The organism is Treponema parvum, assembly GCF_017893965.1.
Lineage (GTDB): Bacteria > Spirochaetota > Spirochaetia > Treponematales > Treponemataceae > Treponema_D > Treponema_D parvum.
The window spans coordinates 1,652,522-1,671,525 of the sequence record NZ_CP054142.1 but is presented as its reverse complement, the minus strand read 5'-3'; the positions used below and the strand labels follow the sequence as shown (position 1 = coordinate 1,671,525).

Here is a 19,004-nt window from a genome sequence, read left to right as displayed (position 1 = left end):
AACTGACAATGAACGGAATCTATGTAGCCTCTCTTACTCCGTTTGACCGGAATGACAATTTCAATCCGAAAGCTCTTATCGCTTTGATGGAAAGAAACCTTGCAGAAGGAGCCGCCGGATTCTTTATCGGAGGTTCAAGCGCGGAATGCTTTCTTCTTAGTCATGAAGAGAGGCTGGTAGCCTTTGAATGTGCTGCAGCTTTTAAAGGGAGAACCAATCTTGTCGCCCATTGCGGTGCGATCGGTACCAAAGAGGCGATCGACTTTGCATGCAATGCAAAGAGAATGGGATATCGGCATATAGCGGCCACCCCTCCGCTGTACTACGGCTTTACCCCCGGCGAGATTGCCCGATATTACTACGACATTTCTAAAGCTGTAGATATGCCTGTGATTGTGTACAACTTTCCGGGAAACACAAAGAAGGAATTTGATTTGAACAATCCGATCTACAGAGAGCTTTTCAGCTCCGATGCAATTGAAGGCGTGAAGCACACTAATCAGGTCGTATACCAGCTGGAAAGATTTCTGGAACTGAATCCTAAGCTTTGGGTTCTGAACGGCTTTGATGAAACAATGGTAGCCGGACTTGCATTAGGTTCACAGGGTTCTATCGGCAGCACATTCAACTGCATGCTCCCCCACTATCTTAAGATATACAATGCCTTCAATGAAGGACGAATTGCCGAGGCACGCGCAATGCAGCACAAGGCGAATAATATTATGGAAGCCTTCTGCAGTGTGGGACTAATCCCGGCAGTGAAGTATGTCGTATGTAAGCAGGGCATCGATGTCGGAATTGCAAGAAAACCGTTCGGAGAGCTACCGGAAACCGCCAAGTCTCTGATAGACAGAACATTGGAAGAGAATTTGATAGAATGATCATCGGTTCCTATCATTAATCGACTATGCATGACAATGCGGATAGTTTACGTATTATTTCTGCAAGTAAAGCGACAATGGGGGAAATAAATGGCATGCCGCCCGGAATGCCGCAAAAAGGGAATTGACGGCAACTCCTTAATGTATCCTGCTGCCTTTGCATATGTTAAATGAGTTTTTCGGACTTGATTTTCTTATTTTACGGTGATTTTTTCGACAATGTTTTTTGCCGTTGTCAAATTCGAAACGTCGCCGTAAATTTTTCCGTCATCGCCGTTTTCGGAACCCGTTCCGGCAAGTGAAAGCGTTATTTCTCCGCTTGCGTTCAGCGCAAATTCATCATATTATGATCTGATAAAAGTGCGCTTGAGGAGAGGTTTTGTCCGTGTGCTAGGGGGCTGTGCCCTCGCATACGGAGGAGCTTTGCCGGCTGCGCGGTTGTCTTTCAGAGGTATTCCCGTGAAAAAAAATATGCTTTTGCCGTTTTCTGCGGCGATGTTGGTTTGTGTGCTTTTTTTTGTCAGCAACTGTTCAAAAAAGGATGCCGAAGCGAAGCAAAGCGAACAGGCATGGTCGGATGAAAACGGCGGCGATCTTGCCGATATTCCCGGCTTTGAACAAGCGTTTATTCCCGTATATGAAAAGGCGGTACCGGAACCGGATTTGCCGGCAAAAAAACGGGATTTAAGCGGATTTTCTTCGGTTTCCGCCAAAAAAAATGCATCCGGTGCGGCAAAGTCCGGCGCGGCCTCTTCGACCGTGCGCCCTTTAAAAGAATATAAAACCGCGTATACGACAACGCGCTCTGCAAAAAATGCATTTGTCATTCCCGCAGGCGTTTCGGGAGAAGTCGTTCCCGCGGCGGAAGAAAAGGGCGATTTAACCGTCGTCGATTGGGGGCCGCAAAAAGAGCTGCCTGCGGCAATCCGCCAGCCGTCTTTTTACGTTGTGTTTTCGCTTCCCGTAAAGGCGATAAGCGCGCTCGAAGAACCGTCCTCAAAGTCGGATTATATGAAAGTTGAGCCTGCGATTGAAGGCGTCTTCCGCTGGTACGGTTCGCGCCATTTGTCGTTTGAAGCGAGCGAAAATATCAACCCCTTGCTGGAATACACGATTACCGTAAACGACAGCGTAAAATCCTTGAGCGGAAAGCCGATTACCGGCGAGCGCGTTTTTAAAATCAAAAGCGAAGAGCTGCGCATTACCGGTTCTACGGTCGGCTATTCGTTTGCAAAAAAATCCGGCATGTGGATTGATGAGGACGACGTTGTACCCGAAGCGGCGAACGAAGTGCTGCTTACGTTCAACTATCCGGTTAAAGCGCAAGATTTTTCAACCCGTATTCGCGCCGAAGTTGACGGCGGCGTTTTGCCCTGTACCGTGAGTCAAAAAGACGACAAATCGCTGCTGGTCGCCGTAGAGGGAAACATTCCGTTCGACACCGACGTGTATATTTATGTCGATAAGCTGAGCGTCCGTTACCACACGCTTTTGCCGTTCCGATTGAAGGATACCGACGTAGAGCGTTCGGCAGGGCGCTTTTTAAATCCCGTGTACCTGCGCTTTTCGCACAATGTTGACCCCTCCTCGGTTTCGGCGAATCTTTCGACCGAACCCGCGATGCCCATAAAGAAAGAAAACATCGAAGTAAACGGAAGCACGGTCATCGTCTACGGACTTCCCGTCAACTTTAATTCAAAATATACGCTCACCGTTAAAGACGGCATAAAGGATGTGTACGGCAGAAAATTAAAAGCCGGAAAGTCCGTTTCGGTTCGGGTTCCCGAAGCGGCAAGTTACGTGAGGTTTTTGGACAGCGGTGCAAAAATGCTCGAAGCCGCCTATCCGCACAAATTTTTGTTCGAATACCAAAACTTGTACGAACCCTCGCGTTACAGTATCGTAAAAACCGACGCTCCGCTCAACATAAAGTCGTGGCAAACGTCTATTTCCGATAAAGACGCGGTAGCGCCGAACATAAAAATACGCAATCAAAGGCAGTTTGAAGTTATCGATTTGGAGCCGCTTTTGGATAAGGGCAAGGGCTTTGTGCGCTTCGATGCGGAGATGACCGTTCCGTCCTATTGGGACAAGGGCAAATTTCACACGCAGGAAAACTGCACGAGTATTCAGGTAACCGATTTGGGCATTACGGTTCGGTACGGAGTAAATAAGGCGGTCGTACTGGTAACAAGTCTTGCAAGCGGCAATCCTGTCGAAGGGGCGAATGTGTACATGTACAGCGGTGAGCATCCCGTAAGCACTGCGGCAACAACCGCGCTCGGTTCGGGCACGACGGATAAAAACGGACTTGCCGTTTTGCAGTTTGACCGTTGGAGTGCGGCATTTTTTGACTCATACCGGGAAGCCGTTTATGTGGAAAAAGACGGAGACCGCGCGGTGTTTTATCCGGATACGCACCGCGAATGGCGTTCCGTTTCTTCGGTCGGTGATATTGATACCGGCGTGCAGAATTTTCAGCGTACATTTATGTTTTCCGACCGCGGTTTGTACCAGCCCGGCGAAACGATTACGTTCCGCGGCATCGACCGCACGCAAAGGCTCGGCTCGTTCACTCCGTACACCGGTGATTATACGATAACGTTAAAAGAAAACGTGTGGGGCGATGCCGAAGAAGTTGCACATTTGAACGGCACTTGTTCCGAATCGGGCGGTTTTTGGGGTTCCGTTAAACTTCCTGAAAACGTAGAGCCCGGTCAATACGTGCTTGTATACGAGCGCCCCGGAAGAGAGTGGCGGAACCGCAAAATCAATATTACCGTCGCGTATTTTGAACGCGTAAAATTCCAAGCGGAAGTTGCCTTGAGCGATGCGACCCTCGTCGCGGGCGACACTATAAGCGGCTCGGTTAAAGCTTCGTATTTGTCCGGCGGCTCTTTGGCCGAAGCGACGTACACAGGCGGCTGGGTGCGCAAGGGCTGCGATTTTACAAGCGACGACCCCACACTTAAAAATTATACTTTCGGCCCGCGCGAAATCGAGCGTTCAATGGAACAGCTTTCTTCGTTTGAAGGAAAGCTTTCCGCCGACGGCAGCGCACGCATTTCGTATACGACCGCCGAAGAAGGCATTGTCGGTTCTCCGTACCGCTACTTTGCCGAAGCGGCGGTAACCGACATAAGCAATCAGCTTATTGCCGCGCGCAATGCGGTAACGGTTCATCCCGCGTCGTTTTACATCGGAGTTGCAAAACCCGACGGCATTACCGGCTTTGCAAAAAAAGGGCAGGAATTGAATTTTCCGCTTATGCTCGCTTCCGCCGACGGAAAGGCGCTTGCTTCTTTGGATTTTGTTAAAGGCAATTTGTCCGCCGAACTTATACGCGACGATTGGCATTTGGTGCAGCAGTACGGTTCTTCCGGCAGCGTATACGCGAGCTACGAAAAACAAAGCGTCAGCGAATATACCTCTTCGATAAAACCTTCGCTCAAAGGCTCGGTAAAAGTTATGCCTAAAAACGCCGGCTATTATACGCTCGTGTTAAGCGGAACCGATAGAAACGGTAAAATTGCAAAAACCGAATATTCCTTTTTTGTAACCGGTTCGGGCGCCGTTTTTTGGAACCGCGACTTTGAATCTTCGCTGCGCCTAACTCCCGACCAATCGCAGTACAATCCCGGCGATACGGCGCGCATTTTGCTTGAAAGCCCGCTTCCTGCCGGCAACTATCTTATTACCGTTGAGCGCGAAGGAATTTTTACCGAACAAGTGCGCCGTTTTGAAGAAAGCACCGCCGTGTTGGAAATCCCGATTGCGCTCAATTACGTGCCGGTTATATACGTGAGCGTGTGTTCGTATTCCGTGCGTTCGGGAAAGCCGACTCATCAGTACGGCGAAGCCGACATGGACAAACCCAAGGGCTTTTTCGGTTCGACCGCCGTGTTTGTAAATCCGCGCGTAAAAGCTTTTTCGATCGACGTTGCCGCCGACAAACCCTCGTACCGTCCGGGCGAAAAAGCGGTTATCGTGCTGAATGCGACAAAGGGCGGAAAGCCGCTTGCCGACGCGGAGCTGACCCTTATGGCGGTAGACCGCGGCGTGTTGGATTTAATCAATTACCACGTTCCGAATCCCGTAGACTTTTTTTACAACGAATACAATTTTCCGCTTTGCGTAAAGGGCGGCGATTCGCGCTCGCTGCTTATGGATCCGGTAACTTACGAAATAAAAAACCTGAAAGGCGGAGATGCTGCCGATGAAGAAAAGGAGCAGGAACGCAAAAAATTCGACCCGACAGCCGTCTTTATACCGGTTTTAAAAACCGACAAAAATGGTCAAGCGCGTGCCGAATTCACTTTGCCCGATACGCTTACGACATACCGCATTACGGCCTTCGGCGTTCACGAGGATTTACTCGCTTTGCAGGAAGACGAAATGCTCGTGCAAAATCCCGTAAACGTGCTTGCCGTAAAACCGCGGCGCTTACGCGAGCGCGACACGGCCGAATGCGGCGTGCTGATTTCAAACCTCGATTCGCGTTCTCACAGCATAACGGTAAAAGCCGAAGTACGCTCTCCGCAGGGAGCCGATTCGGCAAACCTCGGAAAATCCGCCAAGAGCGCCGCGGGCAAAGCCGCCGGTAAAGCCTTTTTCGACGGCAGCGCGCAAAAAACGGTGAAGGTCGAAAGCGGCGCACAGTCAACGGTGTATTTTGATCTTGCCGCTCAAAAAGCGGGAGAAGTCGAAGTCGTGTTTTCGGTATCGTCGGATATTTTAAAAGAGCGCTTGGTGCAGCCGCTTGTTATCGAGCACCCCTTTGTGTTCGAAACCTTTACGGCGACGGGAACCGTCGAGCGTTCCGCTTCTTCGGCTTCCGAAATGGTGGCACTCCCGTCTTTTTCCGATTTGAACGCCGGTTCTTTGTCGGTTACGCTGGATGCAACCCGCTTGGCGACGCTTTCGTCGGCGGTCAATTACGTGTTCAATTATCCGTACGGCTGCATGGAACAGCAAAGCGCGCGCTTGTTGCCCCTGGTTGTTTTCGGCGACTACATCGCTACCTTCGGCCTGAAAACCGAAGTGCCCGACGTAAAGAAAACCGTAAGGGAAACCTTTGCCTCATGGAAGCAAATTCAACAGGATGACGGCGGTTTCCCGTATTGGCCCGAGGGTACGGAGTCGAGTTTTTACGTGAGCGTACGCATCGCTCATTTGTGCGCGCTTGCAAAGGAACGCGGCTACAGTGCCAAGGATATTGCGCTCAATACGGAAAGGCTTGCTTCATATGTTTCGTCAAACATCAACAAAAAGTATCTGAGCGATTATCTTCGCGCGTATGCGTGCTATGTACTCGCGCTCAACGGAAAGAGTTTTCCCGCTTCTTTGCTGCCGTCCGTATCCGCTAAAGATACCGATATTTCGACTGCGGCCTTGGCCGGCTTGGCCTGCCTCGAGCGCGGCTCTTCCGGCGATAAGGAAAAGGCGCAGCAGTACGCGGACACCATACGCCGCTATTTGCGGCCCGATACGCGCGGCGTGGACATAACTTCTCCCGACGAATCGAGGTACTATTATTGGTATGCGAACGACAAATCCATGGATTATGCGCTGACGGTTAAACTGTTTACGCTGCTTAATGCCGATGACGATATGATTACAAAGCTTTTGTATACGCTTTTGCAGCGTCAAAAAGCCGGCTATTGGAAAAGCACGGCCGTTACCGCCTTTGTGCTGGATTCGGTATATACGGTCATAAAAACGGCAAAACTCGACAACTTGAATATGAGCGCTTCGGCATCGGTGGACGGAAAGGAATTGGTTTCCGGAAGCTTTAAAGGCGCGGGAGCGCAAGCTCTTACGTTTACCGCGGATTTCGACGCCGAACCCTTGAGTGCCGTAAAGCGCGATACGCTGCTTCCGCTTACAATTACAAAAAAGGGTTCGAATTCGCTGTATTATACGACATCGCTCAGATATGCCATTCCGCAGGAAATGCAAACCTCTCGCGATGAAGGCTTGGGCGTTTCGTATGTTCTCCGCGATGCCGAAACCGATAAAATCGTAAAACCGTCTTCGGCTTCTTCTTCCCTTATCGAGCTTGAAAGCGGCAAAACCTACGAAATGGAAATAAAATTGTCGTCGGGACGCGACCGGACTTTTGTGGCGCTTCGCGCACCGGTGCCGTCGGGGGCCGAAATTATCGACGCGGCCTTTGTTACAACCGCCTCCCTTACCGGAAGCAATCGTGCCGAAGACGAGGATGCCGACGATGAAGACGATTGGTATAGCCGGTTTTACGGAAGGTCGATGAGCAGTCAGCGCATTTACGACAACGAAGTGCAGTATTTTTGGAACGATTGGGAAAAGGGAAGCGATACGGTGCGATTTAAATTCCGCGCCGTCAGAAAAGGAGTGTATCCCTGTCCGCCGCTTACCGCCGAATGTATGTATGAAAACGAAGTGTTCGGCCGCACCGACGGATACCTGTTTGTGATAAAATAATGAAGGCCGTTTCGAAGATACAAAAAAACGTTCGCGCTGCCGGTTTTTGTGCCGCCTGCGCGTTGCTTTTGTTTGCCGTGCTTGACCTCTTCTTTTTGCCGTTTCCGAAGCTCAACGCGTTTAGGAAGCGGGATTGGAGTACGCGCATTTACGACAGGCGCGGCACATTGGTGCAAGTACTTGCGCTCGAAGGCGGCGTGCGCCGAGAGTTTACTCCGCTTTCGGCTATGCCGGAGCAAGCCATTGATATTTTTTTAGCGGCCGAAGACAAACGTTTTTTTTCGCACTGCGGACTTGATTTTTCGGCCGTAGTGCGCGCCGCGCTGCAAAATATACGGAACGCTCAAAGAGTGAGCGGCGCTTCGACCGTTACGATGCAGCTTGCCCGTCTTGTAGTTCCGGCAAAAAAACGCACGCTTGCGGCAAAACTCAACGAAGCATGGAACGCGCTTCGCATAGAGCGACGCTTAAGCAAAAACGAAATACTCGAGCTGTATTTGAATACGCTGCCCTTCGGCTTCCAAACCGAAGGCATTACGTCCGCCGCAAAAACTTTTTTTGCCGCGCCGCTTGAAAAGCTGAGCATAGAACAGCTGTGCTGCCTTGCGGTTATACCGCGCCGCCCTTCGGGCAACAATCCACTCGAGCACCCGCAGGTGTGCGCCGAGCGCGCCTGTGAACTGTACCGTTCGCTCGGCAATTCGTCTGCCGCTTCCGGCAATTCCGCCGCCGATTCCGGTCACGACGCGCCAACAGCTTACGTGCCGCTTGAACACTTTGTGCGCGTTGCCGAAAACGCGCGGCGTGCCGAATATCCGTTTTATTTGCCGCACTGCGTTGATTTTTTGAAAAGGCGGTTTGCGCGCGAGGGCCGCTCCCTTCCCCCGGAAATACGATTGACCGCCGATGCGTTTTTTTCTTTTCACGCCGAAAATCTTTTGGCGGGCGAACTTGCAAACAATTCACATGCGCGCGTGTACAACGGCGCGGTGTTTGCAATCGAAAACGAAACGGGGAACATCATCGTGTGGGTCGGTTCCAACTCGTATTTCGACCGCGACCATCAGGGGCAGATCGACGGCGTTACCGCGATGAACCAAAGCGGTTCGAGCTCAAAACCTTTTTTGTACGCGCTCGCGCTGGACAAAGGCTATAAGCCCTCCGACGTGCTCCCCGACATTCCGCTTCGCTTCGGCTCGGACGAAGTGTACATTCCGCGCAACTTCAACAACCGCTATAACGGCCCCGTGCGCTTCCGTACCGCCCTCGCATCCAGTTTGAATGTACCGGCCGTAAGCCTCTTGGATTCGATCGGCGAAGCTTTTTATGCCGACACGCTCGATAAACTGCATTTCGATTCGATACGCACAAAGGGACTCGACGCGGGGCTTGCGCTCGCGCTCGGAAGTGCTCGGGTATCCTTGTATGAATTGGTGCGGGCATTCAGCGTTTTTCCGCGCGACGGAACGGTTATTCCGCTCCGCTTGCTCGAAGATTCCGGCAGCAGCGGAGAAGCACTTCGCTCGGCTGATTCGCCGCCCAATTCGGTAAACGACGATTTTTCGCCTTCGCGCGTATATTCTCCGGACAGCGCGCGCATTATCTGTTCGATTTTGTCCGACAGCGAAGCGCGCGTAAAAGGCTTCGGTTTTTCGTCCGTGCTCAAAACGGACTTTCCGTCCATGTTCAAAACGGGAACGGCAAATCAATATCAAAGCCTTATCGCTCTGTGTGCGAGTTCCGCCTATACCGTGGGCGTGTGGCTCGGAAACTTTTCCGGCGAAACCGTTATCGGTAAAACGGGCAGTTCGATTCCCGCTTACATCGCAAAAGAAGTGCTTACCCGATTGCAAACCTCTGCGGACGGAAGCGGTAAGATTCTTCCGGCGCGCAACTTTGCCGAACCGGAACATTGGCACCGCGGAACCGTGTGCGCGCTTTCGGGCATGATCGCTTCTCCCGATTGTCCGAACACGATAAGCGAATACCTTCCCGATTCCCTTACCGCCGAAGATAAAAAAAGGCTCCGCTGCACCTGGCATACAAAAGAAAACGGAAGGTTAAAAACCGTGTATCCCGAAGAGTACCGAAACTGGTTTTTGTCGGCCGAACGTTACGGTGCCGTCAATGCAGGCGGCGCTCCGCTTGCTATAGTCCGCCCCGTGTCGGGAAGCCGTTTCCTCTACGACAGTGCGTATAAAAACATCGCCGTCGTTCCGCTTGAAATAAACGGCGGGCACGGCGATACGGTGCGCGTGTTTTTGGACGGCGCGGAGTATGCGGTCTTGGAACGCCCGTTTTTTATAAATCTTAGCGCGGGTAAAGGAAAACACCGTGTGCGCGCCGTGTGCGCGGACGAAGAGAAAACCGTCGTTTTTACGGTAGAGTAGGGGTTAGAGAACTTGTGCTCCTATTGGACATCTCTAAAAGCTCTCCTTTAGCGATTTTTCAAGCCGATAATTTGGGAAATCATAACCACCCGTCAAACGGATTGTCATGCCTTACCGGCCATCCTTATGCGTCTTTACCGAATTCTTCCCATACCGGCTCAAGCGCATCTATGCATTTTTTATACAGTGAATATTTTTTGTCATAATATGAATAATTGTCTTTATTCGGAGTTACTACACGCTTCACACGGCTCATGTTTTGTGCAGCCTGAGAGAGCGACGAGTACGTGCCTGTCGCTGCGGCTCCTATTACGGCGCAGCCTAAAGTGCCCGTTTCGTTCACATCCATAACTTCAATAGGAATTTTCATATTGTCCGCAAAAATCTGCGTCCATGCGACCGAATTATTTGCTCCTCCCGCAAGCCGGATGAGATCGAAAGTTTTTTTTGCCGCTCGTTGTAATTTTTCAAAGTGGTATCTGTGCGAGAACACTATGCCCTCGAATACCGCTTTTAAAAGATGAGCTCTCGTGTGGTATTTGCTCATCCCTATAAAACAGCTTGAGGCCAGAGGATGGACGTTGCTTCCAAGCAAAAACGGCAAAAAAACAGGACAGTTTTCATCGCTTGGAAGGGAACGTATGGAATTTTCAATAAACTCGTATATGCTGCTTTGATTTTTTTTACATTCGTTTTTCAGCTCCGGCATAAGATTTTGTATGAACCATTCCAAATTTCCGGCGCTCGTAGGACTGCATTCCTCTACAAGAAATTTTCCGGGTATACAAAAGAATGAATTCATCAAAATTTCGCCCGTTAATATGGGAAATGAAGAAACGTATTCGTTTATGCTCCACGTGCCTGCGATCATACAGCAGCATTTGTCGTCAAAAACCTTCAGTGCGAGCGCGCACGCATCTATGTCAAAGGCGCCGCCTGCTACTGCGGTTCCTTCTTTAAGACCTGTTTCCTCTGCGGCTTTTTTTGTCACTCTACCGCATATGTCCGCCGAATTTTTTAAAGCGGGAAGTTTGTCGTAACATTCTTCAATTCCGAATAAGCTTAAAAGTTCCTTGTCGTATTCCCCCGTATCTAAATTAACGAAATTTGCTCCGGACGCGTCCGTTCTTTCGTTAAAAGCCTGATCTGTCAATCTGAAGCGGACGTAGTCTTTGCAGCTGAATATGTATTGGGTTTGGGGGATTACATTCGGTTCGTGGTCTTTCAGCCATGCCAGTAGCGACACGGGTTGACACGCAAGTATGTGCTGTTTTGAAATTTCAAATACTTTTTTTTCAGTTCCGTCCTTTGCCCATTTTTTAGGATATTCCCATGCTCTGTTATCTATCGAACATATTCCCGGGTACGAAGGTTTTCCATTTTTTCCCCAAAGGTAAACGCCCTTGCCGTGTCCGGAACACGCGATACAGGCGATGTCGCTGGGATCTATTTTCGCTTTATCTATGCTCTTTTTAATCACAGTGCAATTAGCCTGCCACATTTCTTCCATGTCGCGTTCTGCAAAACCCACCTTTGGAACGATAAGATTTGTGGAAGTTTCCGCTACAGACAGTTCTCTGCCGTTTTCATCGTAAACCGCAGCCTTTGTGCTGGTTCCGCCGTTGTCAATTCCTAAAAAATATTTCATTGTAAAACGCTCCGTTTATAGTTTGAGGCTTGTTAAAATTTTAAAAACTTTTGACTGAGAACCTAGGGAGACATTTAAAAGGCACCGTTGCTTTTTGTCTTTATGAGTTTTTCAAAAGTTTTTAAATCCGCATTCAAAATCAATTCAATCGGAAAATCCGCTTTTTTGATAAGCTCAATGGAATTATCGAATTTCCCTATGCAGTGAACGAAGTGTGCGTCTGAAGACAAAACTACCGGAACTCCGTATTTTTTACAGGCGGAAAGCACTTCAAGCGCAATTGGTTCGGAGCCGGGGCGCACAACCGGCGATTGGTTGTTCACTTCTACGATCTTTTCATATTTTGCAAAAGCCTTTATTACGCTTTGTATGTCAAATGCATACCGCGGATCTGCGCAATGGCCGACTACATCCACGTCAGGATTTTCTGCGACAGACAACCATGCTCTTGTATGTTCCTTTTCAGTGGCAGGAGCTATAGCTCCGGTATGCAGGGAAGCGATCACCCAATCCAGCCATTGAAGTATATCGGAAGGCATATCCAGTTTTCCGTCGTAATCAATGATGTTCGCTTCTACGCCGCGTACTAATTTTATTCCTTCGAATTCCCGCGGCAATGCATGCATACTTTTAAAATATGAAGGTTTAGGCGCATCGGGTAAGACAGAATAAACATGTTCGGTAAGACAAATATATTTTATTTCTCGCTCTTTTGCGGCATGAATGTTTTCCAGAAGGGTACTAAAAGCATCGGAACTGATTATAGTGTGCGTGTGAGTGTCAGCGATTATCTTTATTTGTTTTTTTTGCATTTTTATAACCTTCGATTTTTGCAATTATGTATCTTCCTACATCATGCAGGTAACGTGCGGAAGTTTCAAGGAACGAATCGTCATACGCTCTGTATATGTTTAAAACTTCGAAGGTCACGTCACCTTCATAGTCTATTTCCGCCAAGGTTCTCATCACCTGATCCAAATTCATAAGTCCGTGGCCGGGAATAATATGATCGTCCGTTCTAAAAAGATTGTCATTTAAATGGAGAGCCTTAATGCGTTTACCCATTACGCGGAGCATCCGCTCAGTCGTTTCTCCGACAATGCCGCAATGTCCCGTGTCTACAAGGCATATAAAGTGCGGATCATTAAGCTGATCGTAAAATTCCGCATATTTTTCAGGCACGGCAAATACGTCCGTAGTCAAAACTCCTCTTTTGCCATCGTACTGATACATGTTTTCCAATGCGATCTTTACTCCCGTTTCCTTAGAGAAAGGAAGGAGCATGCGATAAAAATCGTTATTTATCTTCCACAAAAGATCTTCGTTTCCTTTATAAGGGAGATGATGAATCGGATGAACTACCATGTGCGGAATATTCAGAAGCGCGCAGACTTCGAAACATCTTTTAAACAGAGGAATTACCTGTTTTGAATAATCCGGAAACAACGACGTATCAAACACAAACGGCCCGTGCGCCTGATTAAAGTATATTCCGTTATCCTTTGCGATCATGTTTACTTCTTTGGCGTATTCGGCATAACGATCCGTATTCCAGATCATTTCGCCTCTTTCAAGCCATGGAGAAAAACCGTAGTCAATCGCATCAAACCCGACTTTTGAAAGCATTTCGATTGTCTTTCTGTCGCCTAGACGAACTCTTAGTTCTCCGTTTTCAGTTGAAAGTTTCATTTTTCAGCCCTTTTTTTGACTTCGATTTTTGGAAATTTTGCTGCTGACTATAGGCCAAAACATCACGACAAAGACTTCTAAAGTTTGTTGCTGTGCCGCCACGGATTTCCCGTAGTCGATCCAAAAATATACCAACATAGTTTCGGTAATTATAAATGTTTTTCCAATAAAATGATACATTCCGCTCCGCTTTTAATTCTTCCAGTACAAAATATTTGCTTGCGGATTCAAGCAATGAAGAACTCGGTATTCAGCTTTATATCGTGTGATTTTCTTAAATTTCGCTTTGAAAACTCGACACTTATCCCCGATAATCGTATACTTAGATTTATTATGAATCAAAGCGAACGCCGTTTATTTTTGATAAATAAATTGATTTATGAAAATAAAGATTACAGCGATGTGCGGATCCCTTCCGATGAAGACGGACAGAAAAAACTCTTGCGTTCGCTCATGAATGTGCGTGAAGCCGCGCCGCTTGAACGCGACGTTCTTAAGGTTCAGGACGAATATCTTGCCGAAGAACTTTCACATAAAAATGTGGTAAAGCTCTCGGATCTCGATCCGATTCAAAAGGATATTTACGTATGGAGAGGCGATATTACCTTGCTGCAATGCGACGCCATAGTAAATGCGGCGAACAGCGGAATGACGGGGTGCTATGTTCCATGCCACCTTTGCATCGATAACTGTATTCACACGTTTGCAGGGATGCAGCTGCGCCTTTATTGCGGCGACATGATGAAAAAACAGGGGCATGAAGAACCTACGGGGCATGCAAAGATTACGCCGGCCTTTAATCTTCCGAGCAAATACGTAATTCATACCGTCGGCCCCATTATCCGCGGAACGCTCACCCAAAACGATCGAAGGATGTTGTCGTCATGCTATTCGTCCTGCTTAAAAGTTGCGGAAGAAAACAAAGTTTTAAGCATCGCTTTTTGCTGTATTTCTACGGGAGTATTTCATTTTCCTAAAGAAAGCGCGGCTCAGATCGCCGTCGAGACGGTAAATTCTTACAAGGCGAGTTCCAAAAGCGGCATAAAAGTCATATTCAATGTGTTTTCCGAACAGGATGAAATTCTTTACAGGAGAATTTTATCCGAAAAAACTTTATAATCCTTAAATAAACGGTTACCCTTGCACAGCTTGCCGTTATTGCGGTAAATGTGATAAGCATAATAGTTTTGGAGATGTTTTATGAAAGAAAGAGAGACTTTAGGTTCCCGGCTGGGTTTTATTTTGCTTTCTGCGGGATGCGCCGTAGGAATCGGTAACGTATGGAAGTTTCCGTACATAACAGGATTGTACGGCGGCGGAGCCTTTGTTTTGGTTTATTTGTTTTTTCTTGTGATCATGGGAATTCCGCTTATGACAATGGAATTTTCCGTAGGCCGCGCCAGCCGAAAAAGTCCTCTTTTAGGCACAAAGGTTTTGCAGCGTTCGGGACAAAAATGGCATTTGCAAGGATATTTTGCGATGGCGGGCAACTATCTTCTAATGATGTTTTATACGACAGTTACCGGTTGGATGCTGCATTATTTTTATCTTACTGCGACAGGAAGCTTTAAAGGTAAAGATGTAGAACAGGTTGCAAAGGTTTTCGGGGGTATGCTCGGGCAGCCGTCCGTAATGGTGTTGTGGATGGTCGTAGTTATCGTTGCAGGCTTTTTAATATGTTCCATGGGGTTACGCAGCGGCATAGAAAAGGTCACAAAAATCATGATGACGGCTCTCATAGTTTTAATTGTCGCTCTGGCGGTGAACAGCATACTTTTGCCCGGCGGCATGGAAGGATTGAAATTTTATCTTCTTCCCGACTTTAAGCGTATGTATCAGGTTGGAATAGGCGCGACGATCGTCGCAGCGATGAACCAGTCTTTTTTTACTTTAAGCTTGGGAATCGGCGCGATGGCGATCTTCGGAAGCTATGTGGATAAAAAGCACACCCTTTTCGGAGAATCCGTCCGCGTAGCGGCTCTTGATACCTTTGTGGCGGTTTTTGCAGGCCTTGTGATCTTTCCTGCATGTTACTCTTTCGGCGTAAAGGCGGACAGCGGTCCGAATCTTGTTTTTATAACATTGCCCAATATTTTTAATCATATGCCTTTAGGGCGTTTCTGGGGCAGTTTGTTTTTTATCTTTATGGCGTTTGCGGCGTTTTCTACCGTTATCGCAGTGTTCGAAAACATAATTTCCTGCTGTATGGACCTTACGGGATGTTCCAGAAAAAAGGTTTCGTTTACGAATATTGCTCTTTTAACCGTACTTTCCCTTCCGTGCGCGCTGGGATTTAACTTGCTTTCAGGCATTCATCCGCTTGGGGGGAATTCTTCCGTTCTGGACTTTGAAGATTTTTTGGTAAGCAATATAGTTTTGCCGTTAGGATCCTTGATTTATTTACTGTTTTGTATGTACAAGGGCGGATGGGGATGGAAAAATTTTATTGACGAAGCGAATACGGGTGAAGGAATTAAGATGCCGAAGTGGCTCCGTCCGTACATGGCCTATGTTCTTCCGATCATAATAATATGTATTTTCGTTATAGGACTAAAAGACACTTTTAACTTTTAATCCCTAGGCTGCGATCAGTTTTAGAATTTTCTCTTTTAATTGCTGTTTTTTTTCGGCGGACCACGATGATCCTGTTTTCATGTTTATTGTGTCCGCCAGCCTACACGGGTCTTTTTTTAATACGAAGACTGTGTCGGCGACGGTAAGGGCTTCTTCAATATCATGAGTGACGAACAATATCGTGTTTTTTTCTTCTTCGTGTATTTTAAGCAGATCCGAGATCATTTTTTGCCTTATCACATAGTCGAGCGATTTAAACGGTTCGTCCATAAGAAGAATGTCGCTTCCGTAATACAACGCCCGTGCGATGGAACAGCGCTGCCTCATGCCTCCGCTCAGTTCGTCGGGATAATATTTTTCAAACCCGGTAAGACCTGCCGCATCTATAAAATGCTGAACCACGTCGTCTTCTCCCGAAGGATTTACGGATTTTATGTTCTGAAAGACTGTAAGCCACGGCAGCACGCGGTCTTCCTGAAAAACGTAGCCGATCTTTTTTCCCGATGTTTGCAGCTTCCCTTCGTAATTTTGATCAAGGCCTGCAATGATGTTTAGAAGCGTCGATTTTCCGCAGCCCGAAGGCCCTACTATGACCGCAAGATCTCCGGCCTTTACGGAAAGAGAAAGATCTTCGATGACGATTTTGCTATTGTATGTTTTTTTTATGTTTGCTACGGAAACCACTTTTAAGTTCTCCTTGAAGGGAATAAGAGATTGACTGTCGCGTCAAGAAGATAATACATGCACACGGAAATTACCGTCCAAGCTATTATGGTTTCAGGTTCGATATTAAGCCTTGCGGTAACGATCTGCCCTCCAATGCCCGTGGAAGTGGTAAGAACTTCTCCCATGACGACGGTTTTTGAAGCCGTTCCCAATGCGATCCTCAAGCCGGAATAAAAGCGCGGTTTTATGGACGGCCACGTGATCAAAAAAAGCTGCTGTTTTTTAGTATATTTGAACACCTTGCCCATTTCGACAAGTTTTCGGTCTATGTGAAGTATGGCTTCCTGTACCGTAATGGCCGTGATCGGAAATACTGAAACCGCAGCTATAACGACGGCCGGTTTCCCGTTGAAGCCGAACCATATTATGGCAAGCACCAAGAGCGCGACCGGCGGCACAACCTGTAAAACGCCAAGTACCGGTTTAAATAATTCCCTACATGTTTTACATACGCCGCATACGTAACCGGCGGCGCCGCCGGTCGCCATACCGAAAAATAACCCCGCTAAAAGACGGACGAGAGTTCTGCCCGCTTCTTTTGTCGTGTCTTTATCGGATATGATTTGTACAAGCTTTTCGGCAACCGCAGAAATATCCGGTATTATCAGCGGCGGGTACGCCAACGAGAGTACCCACCATACAAATAGCATGAAAAGCGCGGCTATAATTCTATTTCTTATAGAGGAGAGTTTCATCAGGAACCTTGCCGCCTATCGTCGCGGGATCAAAATCGACTAGCAGTTGCCAAAACTGCTCGAGATCGGCTTTTGCGTCATACGCGTTTTTATAGGTGAGTCCCATGCGCGGAATTGCCTTTTGCACTACGGGAGCTTTTAGGCCGAGCTTCTCTTCCGCAAGAGACGCCGCTTTGTCGGGATTCGCGAGCACCCAATTTAAAGCCTTTTCGTATTCCTGTTCGAACTGCTTTGTCAGTTCCGGATTTTCTTTTACAAATTTTGTTTTGGCTCCGAAACCTGCGTTCGGAATGATAGTGCTGTTGTCGGTAAATTTTTTCCATTCGTCTTCAAAAGAAAATGCGACTCGCGCATTTTTGTTTTGCATAAGGACGGAAGTTACCTGCGGCTCTATCATAGTAATATACTGCGCCTTTCCTGCCGCCATCATTTGGCCGACTTCCGCTATTGAAGCGTAAATAATCGTAACGTCTTTTTTGGGAGTGAGACCCGCTTTTTTCATAAAAAACTGCGTAATGACGTCCGGCGGAGACGACTGAAGAGGAACGTACACGGTCTTGTTTTTAAGGTCGGACCAATTCTTAAAATCGGGATCCGTCGTCAAAAAATATGTAACTCCCCAGGTGTTCACGTTCGTGAGCGTTACGGGAACGCCTCTGTTATACAGCTTGGCTACTACCGTCAGAGGAAAGGCGAACATATCGAAGTCGCTGCTTTGCACCATTGCGATAAGTTTTTCGGGTGCGTCCCAGATTGTAAAATTTATTTCTACATTTTTGCCCATCGCTTGAGAATCTATCATGCGAAGAATCGGCAGAGCCGGAGGCGCCTTCGGAATGCCTACGCGAATAGTCGTCTTTGCGCCGCTGTTTTTGTTTTCAGGCGCTGAAAACCCTGTAAAATTCAACGCAATAAAAAGCGTGATTGTCAGTAAAAGTATTTTTTTCATCATAATCCTCCTGATTATTGACATCAATCTAAAGTTAGCATAAGCTAACGATGTGTTCTGTTGCCGCCGCAACAACAGGTGCTGAATATGCTGAATATTTACAATTTGTTTTTGTCTCATACTGAAATATTTAAAGGAATTCCCGTTCAAGATATTGATAAAGCTATCGCATGTCTCAGGGGATTTTATAAGTCTTTTGACGACGGGCAGGAAGTGTACAATTTTGATGATACGGTTTCGTACATGGGAATTCTCATAAGTGGAGAAGTAAACATAGAGCATGTGGGAATAGACGGAAAGGTTGTCCTTTTAAAGCAGGTCGGTAAAGGGGAATTATTCGGCGCGGCTCTGTGTTATTTGCGGGAGCCCAATCGTTTTCTTAGAATGGTAAGTGTGGGAAAAACAAAGGTGCTTTTTATCCGTATGCCCGGCGGACAACAATACGAGCGCTGCACCTGTCCTTATAGAGTTATCGTTTTGGAAAATATTTTAAAGGAAATGGCGCTTGACGCCCAGCAGCTTAACATGAAGATACAACTGCTCATTCAAACTTCGTTGCGCAGTAAAATTTTATTTTATCTGAATGTTACAAGCCGAACGTTGAATAAAAATCCGTTTGTAATTCCATTTACGCGGGAAAAACTTGCTCAATTTATCTGTGCGGATCGAAGCGCCGTTTCAAGGGAATTGGGGCGGATGAATAAAGAAAAGATCATAAAACTTGAAGGTAAAAAAATAACTTTGCTGTAGAATTGCCGTTCGCAGCCGCGGTTTATGCAGTTTATTATGGGCAAATTGCTGCAAATCGCCGAAAATTACTAAAAATCGCTAAAAACATGCCGCTTGTTGCACAGGCAACGGATTCTCTTCGCTAAATCTGATATTAGTTAATTACGGCTAACTTGCGCGTATTTTGCGCACGAAAACGGCATTCTCGGAAATTGAAATTTCTTCGCATGTCGTTTTTTTAAGAACGAACGCAGGGAGTGC

General features: G+C 47.4%; 12 protein-coding genes. 6 read left to right on the top strand and 6 right to left on the bottom strand.

Features of this window, described 5'->3' with window-relative positions; all coding sequences use genetic code 11:
• Window positions 1-8 precede the first annotated feature (8 nt).
• The 3 genes from HRQ91_RS07355 to HRQ91_RS07345 all read left to right on the top strand — a co-directional run bounded on the left by HRQ91_RS07355 (window position 9) and on the right by HRQ91_RS07345 (window position 9,733).
• The gene (locus tag HRQ91_RS07355) at window positions 9-881 is read left to right on the top strand and encodes a dihydrodipicolinate synthase family protein (RefSeq protein ID WP_210118953.1); all 873 of its coding nucleotides are present in this window, start codon (window positions 9-11) and stop codon (window positions 879-881) included.
• Between the two features lie 459 nt (window positions 882-1,340).
• Window positions 1,341-7,343 carry an alpha-2-macroglobulin family protein gene (locus HRQ91_RS07350; RefSeq protein WP_210118952.1) on the top strand — a complete coding sequence of 2,001 codons (6,003 nt, stop codon included), beginning with the start codon at window positions 1,341-1,343 and terminating at the stop codon, window positions 7,341-7,343.
• Window positions 7,343-9,733: a transglycosylase domain-containing protein gene (locus HRQ91_RS07345; protein ID WP_210118951.1), complete on the top strand. Its 2,391-nt coding sequence runs from the start codon at window positions 7,343-7,345 to the stop codon at window positions 9,731-9,733. The genes HRQ91_RS07350 and HRQ91_RS07345 overlap by 1 nt, the downstream gene beginning before the upstream one ends.
• A gap of 124 nt (window positions 9,734-9,857) precedes the next feature.
• Here the strand turns inward: HRQ91_RS07345 and HRQ91_RS07340 are convergent, their stop codons facing one another.
• The 3 genes from HRQ91_RS07340 to HRQ91_RS07330 form a co-directional block, all read right to left on the bottom strand.
• The gene (locus HRQ91_RS07340; protein WP_210118950.1) at window positions 9,858-11,381 is read right to left on the bottom strand and encodes an FGGY-family carbohydrate kinase; all 1,524 of its coding nucleotides are present in this window, start codon (window positions 11,379-11,381) and stop codon (window positions 9,858-9,860) included.
• A gap of 74 nt (window positions 11,382-11,455) precedes the next feature.
• Window positions 11,456-12,193, bottom strand: a complete 738-nt coding sequence (locus HRQ91_RS07335) for a phosphatase (protein ID WP_210118949.1) — start codon at window positions 12,191-12,193, stop codon at window positions 11,456-11,458.
• Window positions 12,162-13,070: a sugar phosphate isomerase/epimerase family protein gene (locus HRQ91_RS07330; protein ID WP_210118948.1), complete on the bottom strand. Its 909-nt coding sequence runs from the start codon at window positions 13,068-13,070 to the stop codon at window positions 12,162-12,164. Before HRQ91_RS07330 ends, HRQ91_RS07335 begins: the two co-directional genes overlap by 32 nt.
• A gap of 333 nt (window positions 13,071-13,403) precedes the next feature.
• On the opposite strand from HRQ91_RS07330, the gene HRQ91_RS07325 reads away from it, so the two are divergent.
• Together HRQ91_RS07325 and HRQ91_RS07320 are read left to right on the top strand one after the other, a co-directional pair.
• Window positions 13,404-14,189 carry a protein-ADP-ribose hydrolase gene (locus HRQ91_RS07325; RefSeq protein WP_210118947.1) on the top strand — a complete coding sequence of 262 codons (786 nt, stop codon included), beginning with the start codon at window positions 13,404-13,406 and terminating at the stop codon, window positions 14,187-14,189.
• A gap of 81 nt (window positions 14,190-14,270) precedes the next feature.
• Complete coding sequence (locus tag HRQ91_RS07320; RefSeq protein WP_210118946.1) at window positions 14,271-15,644, top strand: sodium-dependent transporter; 1,374 nt, start codon at window positions 14,271-14,273, stop codon at window positions 15,642-15,644.
• Between the two features lie 3 nt (window positions 15,645-15,647).
• Here HRQ91_RS07320 and HRQ91_RS07315 read toward each other — a convergent pair whose 3' ends face one another.
• From HRQ91_RS07315 to HRQ91_RS07305, 3 genes are read right to left on the bottom strand one after another with little or no spacing between them, the layout of a single operon-like run.
• The gene (locus HRQ91_RS07315) at window positions 15,648-16,328 is read right to left on the bottom strand and encodes an ABC transporter ATP-binding protein (protein WP_210118945.1); all 681 of its coding nucleotides are present in this window, start codon (window positions 16,326-16,328) and stop codon (window positions 15,648-15,650) included.
• Window positions 16,329-16,330: 2 nt separating this feature from the next.
• Window positions 16,331-17,065 (bottom strand): ABC transporter permease, encoded by a 735-nt coding sequence (locus HRQ91_RS07310; protein WP_210118944.1) that lies wholly within the window; start codon window positions 17,063-17,065, stop codon window positions 16,331-16,333.
• Window positions 17,040-18,017 (bottom strand): ABC transporter substrate-binding protein, encoded by a 978-nt coding sequence (locus HRQ91_RS07305; RefSeq protein ID WP_246473185.1) that lies wholly within the window; start codon window positions 18,015-18,017, stop codon window positions 17,040-17,042. Before HRQ91_RS07305 ends, HRQ91_RS07310 begins: the two co-directional genes overlap by 26 nt.
• Window positions 18,018-18,101: 84 nt before the next feature.
• On the opposite strand from HRQ91_RS07305, the gene HRQ91_RS07300 reads away from it, so the two are divergent.
• On the top strand, window positions 18,102-18,764 hold the full coding sequence (locus tag HRQ91_RS07300; RefSeq protein ID WP_210118943.1) for a Crp/Fnr family transcriptional regulator: 663 nt from the start codon (window positions 18,102-18,104) through the stop codon (window positions 18,762-18,764).
• The last annotated feature ends 240 nt before the right edge of the window (window positions 18,765-19,004 follow it).

Excerpts from the sequence above, each read along its gene's own strand:
- HRQ91_RS07355 (WP_210118953.1), top strand. The coding sequence starts at position 9 with ATGAACGGAATCTATGTAGCCTCTCTTACTCCGTTTGACCGGAATGAC.
- HRQ91_RS07340 (WP_210118950.1), bottom strand. The coding sequence starts at position 11,381 with ATGAAATATTTTTTAGGAATTGACAACGGCGGAACCAGCACAAAGGCT.
- HRQ91_RS07300 (WP_210118943.1), top strand. The coding sequence starts at position 18,102 with ATGCTGAATATTTACAATTTGTTTTTGTCTCATACTGAAATATTTAAA.
- HRQ91_RS07335 (WP_210118949.1), bottom strand. The coding sequence starts at position 12,193 with ATGCAAAAAAAACAAATAAAGATAATCGCTGACACTCACACGCACACT.
- HRQ91_RS07325 (WP_210118947.1), top strand. The coding sequence starts at position 13,404 with ATGAATCAAAGCGAACGCCGTTTATTTTTGATAAATAAATTGATTTAT.
- HRQ91_RS07320 (WP_210118946.1), top strand. The coding sequence starts at position 14,271 with ATGAAAGAAAGAGAGACTTTAGGTTCCCGGCTGGGTTTTATTTTGCTT.
- HRQ91_RS07305 (WP_246473185.1), bottom strand. The coding sequence starts at position 18,017 with ATGATGAAAAAAATACTTTTACTGACAATCACGCTTTTTATTGCGTTG.
- HRQ91_RS07310 (WP_210118944.1), bottom strand. The coding sequence starts at position 17,065 with ATGAAACTCTCCTCTATAAGAAATAGAATTATAGCCGCGCTTTTCATG.
- HRQ91_RS07330 (WP_210118948.1), bottom strand. The coding sequence starts at position 13,070 with ATGAAACTTTCAACTGAAAACGGAGAACTAAGAGTTCGTCTAGGCGAC.
- HRQ91_RS07345 (WP_210118951.1), top strand. The coding sequence starts at position 7,343 with ATGAAGGCCGTTTCGAAGATACAAAAAAACGTTCGCGCTGCCGGTTTT.